At 71.5% G+C, this 7,129-nt stretch carries 5 protein-coding genes and 2 pseudogenes; 5 read left to right on the top strand and 2 right to left on the bottom strand.

What is annotated here, in order from left to right:
- Positions 1 to 95: 95 nt before the first annotated feature.
- The gene (locus B277_RS04150) at positions 96 to 2,531 is read right to left on the bottom strand and encodes a DNA gyrase/topoisomerase IV subunit A (protein WP_007925494.1); all 2,436 of its coding nucleotides are present in this window, start codon (positions 2,529 to 2,531) and stop codon (positions 96 to 98) included.
- Here B277_RS04150 and B277_RS19730 point away from each other — a divergent pair.
- Positions 2,473 to 3,093: pseudogene (locus B277_RS19730) on the top strand (N-acetyltransferase family protein); the annotation flags it as partial. The gene B277_RS04150 and the pseudogene B277_RS19730 overlap by 59 nt on opposite strands.
- 35 nt (positions 3,094 to 3,128) lie before the next feature.
- Here B277_RS19730 and B277_RS19725 read toward each other — a convergent pair.
- On the bottom strand, positions 3,129 to 3,284 hold the full coding sequence (locus B277_RS19725) for a hypothetical protein (RefSeq protein ID WP_338009727.1): 156 nt from the start codon (positions 3,282 to 3,284) through the stop codon (positions 3,129 to 3,131).
- Between B277_RS19725 and B277_RS19720 the strand changes: the two are divergent.
- The 4 genes and pseudogenes from B277_RS19720 to B277_RS04135 all read left to right on the top strand — a co-directional run.
- Positions 3,256 to 3,366 (top strand): annotated as a pseudogene (locus B277_RS19720) (hypothetical protein); the annotation flags it as partial. The gene B277_RS19725 and the pseudogene B277_RS19720 overlap by 29 nt on opposite strands.
- A 73-nt stretch (positions 3,367 to 3,439) precedes the next feature.
- Positions 3,440 to 5,350, top strand: a complete 1,911-nt coding sequence (locus tag B277_RS04145; protein ID WP_007925489.1) for an acetate--CoA ligase family protein — start codon at positions 3,440 to 3,442, stop codon at positions 5,348 to 5,350.
- 12 nt (positions 5,351 to 5,362) lie between these two features.
- Positions 5,363 to 5,980 (top strand): DUF5998 family protein, encoded by a 618-nt coding sequence (locus B277_RS04140; protein ID WP_007925487.1) that lies wholly within the window; start codon positions 5,363 to 5,365, stop codon positions 5,978 to 5,980.
- Positions 5,977 to 7,128: an alkaline phosphatase family protein gene (locus B277_RS04135; RefSeq protein ID WP_007925485.1), complete on the top strand. Its 1,152-nt coding sequence runs from the start codon at positions 5,977 to 5,979 to the stop codon at positions 7,126 to 7,128. The genes B277_RS04140 and B277_RS04135 overlap by 4 nt, the downstream gene beginning before the upstream one ends.
- Position 7,129 lies beyond the last annotated feature (1 nt).

The raw sequence follows: 7,129 nt of genomic DNA, 5'->3' as shown, positions 1-7,129 counted from the left end.
ACATTTCCCTAGGGAAATACGGCGGGGGTGCGTATTTCCTAGGGAAATGTGGGTGAGGGTGGTGATTTCCCTAGGGAAACGCGCGGGTGGGGTGGTCAGAGCGAGCCGATGCCGCCGATCACCGCGGGGGCGGGGGAGCCGGAGCCGTCACGGCGGCCGTCGGCCTCGGGCAGCGTGATCGCCACCCCGTTGGGCTGGGCGGCGCGGGCGCCGGCCCGGCCCACCCAGGCGAGCAGCAGGCCGTCCTCACCCTTGAGGAAGCGGTGCGCGCGCACGCCGGCAGTGGCGCGGCCCTTGCCGGGGTACTCGTCGAAGCTGGTGACCTTCCACGACCCGGCATCAGTGCCCGGCAGCGCGTCGGAGGAGCCCGAGACGGTGACGACGATGTTGTCGCGGTTGAGGTCGACGGCACCGAAGAAGACGACCTTGGCGTCGTCGCCGAGACGGATGCCGGCGATGCCACCACCGCTGCGGCCCTGCGGGCGCACGTCACCGGCAGAGAAGTGCAGCAAGCTTGCCTGGTCGGTGACGAAGACGAGCTGCTCCTCGCCGGTCGTCAGCTCGACGGCCCCGACGACCCGGTCGCCGTCCTTGAGCGAGATCGCCTCCCACGAGCTGCCCTTGGGGTAGTCGGTCGTCACCCGCTTGACGACGCCCCGAGCCGTGCCGAGGGCCAGGCCGGGTGAGTCGGGGGACAGGCTCATCAGGGTCAGGGGCACCTCGTCGGCGACCAGGTCGACATAGGCCGCGAGAGGAGCCCCGCCCGACAGCGTGGGCGCGCCGTTGGACGGCGGCAGCGTCGGCAGCTCGAGTGCGCCCAGACGCACCACGCGCCCCGCGGAGGTGACGACGGCCAGCTCGCCGCGTGCGGTCGTGCGCACGGCGGCGACGATCGCGTCGTGCTTGGCTCGACCCCCGTCGCGCGAGAGCGGCTCGGCATCACTCGTGCGGGCCAGCAGCCCGGTGCTCGAGAGCAGCACCCAGCAGGGGTCGTCGGCGACCTCGAGCGGCGTGGAGGCCGCAGCCGGCTGGCCAGCGGACTCGAGCAGGACCGTGCGCCGGGGGTCGCCGTGCTTCTTGGCGACCTCGGCCAGCTCGCTCGAGATGAGCTTGGTCAGGACCTTGTCGTCGCCGAGGATCTCCTCGAGGGCCGCGATCTGCTCGAGCAGCTCGCTCTGCTCCTTTTCGAGCTCGATCCGGGAAAACTTCGTGAGCCGGCGCAGCTGCAGGTCGAGGATGAAGGTCGCCTGGACCTCCGAGAGGTCGAAGACCTCCTGCAGGCGGGTGCGGGCGATCGCCGCGTCGTCGCTGCTGCGGATGACCTGGATGACCTCGTCGATGTCGAGGATCGCGATGAGCAGGCCCTCGACGAGGTGCAGCCGCTCGCGCCGCTTGGCGAGGCGGTACTCGCTGCGCCGCCGCACGACGTCGCGCCGGAAGTCGACGTAGACCGTGAGCAGCTCCTTGAGCCCCATGGTCCGCGGTCGGCCGTCGACGAGCGCGACGTTGTTGATGGAGAAGGAGTCCTCCATCGGGGTCAGCTTGTACAGCTTGTCGAGGACGGCCTCGGGGTTGAAGCCGTTCTTGATCTCGATGACCAGCTGCATGCCGGACTCGCGGTCGGTGAGGTCCTTGACGTCGGCGATGCCCTGCAGCTTCTTCGACTGCACCGCGTCCTTGATCTTCTCGATGACCTTTTCGGGGCCGACGAGGTAGGGCAGCTCGGTGACGATGATGCCCTGCCGGCGCGGCGAGACCTTGTCGATCCGCGTGGTCGCCCGCGTGCGGAAGCTGCCGCGCCCGGTGAGGTAGGCGTCGCGGATCCCGTCGAGCCCGACGATCCGCCCGCCGCCGGGCAGGTCGGGGCCGGGGACGAACTTCATCAGGTCGTCGAGGCTGGCGTCCGGGTGGGTCAGCAGGTGGCGGGCGGCGCCGATGACCTCGACGAGGTTGTGCGGCGGCATGTTGGTGGCCATGCCGACCGCGATGCCCGTCGTGCCGTTGACGAGGAGGTTGGGGTAGGCCGAAGGGAGGACGTCCGGCTGCGTGAGCTGGTCGTCGTAGTTGGGCACGAAGGGGACGGTGTCCTCGTCCAGGCCCGTGACCATGAGCAGTGCGGCGGGCGCCATCCGTGCCTCGGTGTACCGGCTCGCCGCCGGCCCGTCGTCGAGCGAGCCGAAGTTGCCGTGGCCGTCGACGAGCGGCAGCCGCATGGAGAAGGGCTGGGCCAGGCGCACGAGGGCGTCGTAGATCGCCGAGTCGCCGTGCGGGTGGTACTTGCCCATGACCTCGCCGACGACGCGCGAGGACTTCACGTGGCCGCGCTCGGGGCGCAGGCCCATCTCGCTCATCGAGTAGAGGATGCGGCGGTGGACGGGCTTGAGGCCGTCGCGCGCATCGGGCAGGGCCCGGGCGTGGATCACCGAGTAGCTGTACTCGAGGAAGGCATTGCGCATCTCGTCCGCGACGTCGATGTCGACGATCCGCTCGGGCGCGTCGACGGGTGGGGAGGCGGCAGGACGGCGGGCCATGCGGGCGGTGACTCCTCGTGGGCTGGTGCTGATGAGCCCACCCATCTTCCCCCTTCGCCGCTGTCGGGCCGGGACCGACACACGTGACCTGCCGCGGGGGGCGGCACGAGGGGCCCGTGGCAGGATTGGGGACATGACGGAGCTCCCACCGGGATACCCGGTGCTGGCGGAGGCCGACGTCGTCCTGCGGGACGGCTCGGTCTGCAGACTGCGGCCGATCAAGCCGTCCGATGCCGACGGCATCCGGCAATTCCACTCGCGCCAGTCCGACGAGTCGATCTACCTGCGCTTCTTCGCGCCGATGCGGACCCTGAGCGACCGCGACATCAAGCGCTTCACCGAGGTCGACTACCACGACCGGATGGCCTTGGTCGCGACGATCGGCGACGACATCATCGGCATCGGGCGCTACGACCGGGTGAGCCCGCACAGTGCCGAGGTCGCCTTCAACATCTCCGACCACTACCACGGCAAGGGCATCGGGTCGGTGCTGCTCGAGCACCTCGCGGCCATCGCCCACGCCGGCGACATCACCGAGTTCGAGGCGGAGGTGCTGCCGCACAACCGCAAGATGCTCTCCGTCTTCTCCGAGGCCGGCTACCAGGTGAGCCGCCGCCTCGAGGACGGGGTCGTCACCCTCCACTTCGCCATCGAGCCCACTGCCGAGTCGTTGTCGGTGCGCTTCGCCCGCGAGCACCGCGCCGAGTCGCAGAGCGTGCGGGCCATGCTCCACCCGACCTCGGTGGCGGTCATCGGCGCCAGCCGGCGTGAGCGGGCCATCGGCCACCAGGTGCTCAAGCAGGTCCTCGACGGCGGCTTCACCGGTCAGATCCACGCGGTCAACCCGGACGCGGGGGAGATCCTCGGCCTGACGGCCGTGCGCACGGTCGGGGAGGATCGAGGGGGGAGTGGAGCTCGCCGTCATCGCGGTGCCCGCCGAGCGGGTGACCCAGGTCGTCCTCGAGTGCGCCGCGGTGGGGGTCAAGACCCTGCTCATCATCTCCTCGGGCTTCGCCGAGGTCGACGAGGCCGGGGCCGCGCGGCAGCAGGAGGTGCTCCGGCTCGCCCGGACCCACGGCATGCGGGTGCTCGGACCCAACTCCTTCGGCCTGATCAACAACGACCCCGCGGTGAGTCTCAACGCGACCCTGACCCCGGTCATCCCGCGCCCGGGCCACCTCGGCCTGTTTTCGCAGAGTGGCGCGCTCGCGATCGCCAACCTCGACTCGGCGGCGCGACGCAACCTCGGCATCTCGGTCTTCGCCTCCGCGGGCAACCGGGTCGACGTCTCCGGCAACGACCTCATGCAGTACTGGGTCGACGACGAGCGCACCCACGCGGTGGGGCTCTATCTCGAGTCGATGGGCAACCCGCGCAAGTTTTCCCGCGTGGCACGTCACCTCGCCTCCAACAAGCCGGTCATCGTCGTCAAGCCGGCGTCGGCGACCTACGGCGCGCCCCCCGGGCACAAGGTCCGCAAGCCCAAGGTCAAGCCGCACGTCTTCGGCTCGATGCTGCAGCAGGCCGGGGTCATCCACTGCGAAAACGTCCACCAGATGTTTGACGTCGCGCAGCTGCTCGTCCACCAGCCGCTGCCGGCGGGGCGCCGCGTGGCCATCGTCGGCAACTCCAGCCAGCTGGCCGCGCTCTGCGCCGACAACGCCACCGAGCGCGGCCTCGAGGTCGTGCACGGTCCGGTCGCCATCCCGACCGAGGCCTCGGCGCGCGAGTTCCAGAGAGCGGTCGACGCCGCCTTCGGTGACCCCGACGTCGACTCCGTCATCGTCTGCTTCATCCCGCCCGTCGGTGCCCTGGACCAGGAGGTCGTCGACGCCCTGCGGCACGCCGCCTCCCGATCCGACAAGCCGTGCGTGGCGACGCTGCTCGGTCTGCGCGGCGTCGACGAAGGGGGTGACGCCGCCTTCCTCCACGAGACCGGCGAGGTTGCCGACGACACCCCGCGCCAGGCGGTGCCGCTCTACCCGATGCCCGAGGAGGCCATCCGGGCACTGGCCCTGGCGACGGACTACGGGCAGTGGCGCGACAAGGACAAGGGCGAGACCGTCGTGCGCGATGGCATCGACCGGTGGGCTGCGCGGGCGCTCCTCGACCGGGTGCTCGAGGAGGACCCGGAGGGCCGAGCCCTCACGAGCGACGAGTCCCGTGAGCTGCTCGCCGCCTACGGCATCGACGTGTGGCCCCGCTTTGAGGTGGCCGACGCCGACGAGGCCGTCGCCATCGCGGAGGAGATCGGCTACCCGGTCGTCGTGAAGTCACTCTCCCCGCTGGTGCGCGGGCAGGCCCTCCTCGAGGGCATCCGCGTCGACCTGCACGACGCGCACGCGGTGCGCTCGGCCTTCGAGACCCTCGACCGGCGGCTGGCGCCGATGGATGCCAACTACTTCGTCGTGCAGCGGATGGCCCGGCCGGGGGTGTCGACGGTGCTCTCGACGCTGGAGGACCCGCTCTTCGGGCCGGTCGTCTCCTTCAGCATCGCGGGGGCGCCGACGACCCTGCTCGACGACATCGCCTACCGGATCCCGCCGCTCACCGACGTCGACGTGCGCGAGCTCGTCGAGGACCTCAAGCTCGCCCCGCTGCTCATGGGGCACGACGGCGCGGCGCCGGTCGACCGGGCGGCGCTCGAGGACATCCTCGGGCGGCTGTCGATCATGTCCGACGACTTCCTCGAGCTGTCGTCGGTCGAGCTCAACCCCGTGGTCGCCCACCCCGAGGGAGCCACGGTGCTCGGCGCCGACGTCATGATCGCGCCGGTGACCCGTCGCCGGATCGACACCGGCGCGCGGAGCCTCACCTGACGCTGGGGCACAATGGCCCACATGCCCGCACCTGCTGATCTCACGGCGATCTCGCTCCCGGACGCCCTCATGGCCGACATCGAGCGCGCGGGCTACTACCCGGCCCTCGTCGCCGACGTCATCAAGGCCGCGGTCGGGTCCGAGGACGTGCACGGTCACCTCGTGCACCAGGAGACGACCTTCGACCAGGACGCCGTGCGGCGGCACATCACGGTCTTCGCCCGCACCGGCACCCGGCTCGTCGTCGCCCACGCCGACGACTTCCCGGACCACTTCTCCGGGGCCCACGAGATCGCCACGGCCACGACCGAGTGCATCCCGCTCCCCTCGGTGCGCGGCGTCATGCTGACCCACGTCGTCGGTGACCCCTCGAGCTATGTGCCCGGGTCCCTCGGCAGCGAGGTCACGCTCACCGTCGGCTGGGGCGCGGTCAGCCGCGTCGACCTGCTGCCCGCGCAGTGCAACGACCCGGACTGCGAGGGCGGCGACCACGGCTACGACGGCACCATCACGAGCGACGACATCGCCCTGCGGATCAGCGCGCAGGCCGAAGGCCGTGAGGCGCTCGATCGCGCCATCGAGTTCGCCCGCGACCTGTCGGCGAGCATCGGGCACCGCCCGCCCGCATGACGCACCACCACTCGCCCCTCCTGCCCGCCACGCCGCGGCTCGACCGCGTGCTGCCGGCCGTCGCGACGAGCCTGGGCGTCCCCGGCCTGACGAAGGGAGGGGACCGCCCCCTTCGTCCCGCCCGCAGGGCCGTCGTCGTCCTCGTCGACGGACTCGGGGCCCAACTGCTCGCCCGTCGGGGTGGGCACGCGCCCTTCCTGCGGCAGCTCCTCCAGGACGCCGACGCCGCCCGCACCATCGACTGCGGCTTCCCGTCGACAACGGCGACCTCGATGGGCACCTTCGGCACCGGCACGCTCGCCGGCGCCCACGGGCTCGTCGGCTACGAGGCCTATGACCCCGACACCGACAGCGTCTTCAACGAGCTGTCGTGGGAGGACGGGCCCGCGCCGCGACGCTGGCAGCCCGCCCCGACGGTCTTCGAGGCCGCTGTGGAGGCCGGCGTCGGCGTCACCCGGATCGGGCCGGGCTTCTTCGACGGGTCGGGCCTGACCGAGGCGGCGCTGCGCGGAGGCTCCTTCGTCGCCGCCTCGAGCCTCGCCCAGCGGGTCGACGCGACGCTGCGCGCCGTGCGGGCCCAGCCGCGCGGGCTGGTCTACCTCTACTGGGGCGACATCGACAAGGTCGGCCACGTCCACGGCTGCGACTCCCACGAGTGGGTCGCCGAGCTCGAGTCCGTCGACGCCGAGCTGGCCCGGCTCGCCTCATCGCTGCCGCGCGACACGGCGCTGCACATCACCGCCGACCACGGCATGGTCGACGTGCCGCTCGAGGCCCGACCCGACATCGCCACCGACGCCCATCTCGATGCCGGTGTACGTCACGTCTCGGGGGAACCGCGCTGCGTCCAGCTGCACGTGCGGCCCGGCGCCCGCGACGACGTCGTCGACACGTGGCGCGCGCGACTGGGGGAGGACGCCCTCGTCGTCACGACCGAGGAGGCGATCGAGGCCGGCTGGTTCGGCACCGTGAGTGCGAGCGTGCGCCCGCGCATCGGCGACGTCATCGCCGCGATGACCGGGCCCGTCGCCGTCGTCGACTCCCGCCGCCACCGGCCCGAGCTGCGCTCGCTGCTCGGGGTGCACGGCTCGATCACCCCCGACGAGGTCGCGGTGCCCTGGCTCGTCCTCTCCCCGCAGGAGCAGTGAC

The organism is Janibacter hoylei PVAS-1 (assembly GCF_000297495.1).
Taxonomy (GTDB): domain Bacteria; phylum Actinomycetota; class Actinomycetes; order Actinomycetales; family Dermatophilaceae; genus Janibacter; species Janibacter hoylei.
Note: the sequence above shows the minus strand (reverse complement) of the source record. Positions and strands in the feature narration are given on the sequence as shown.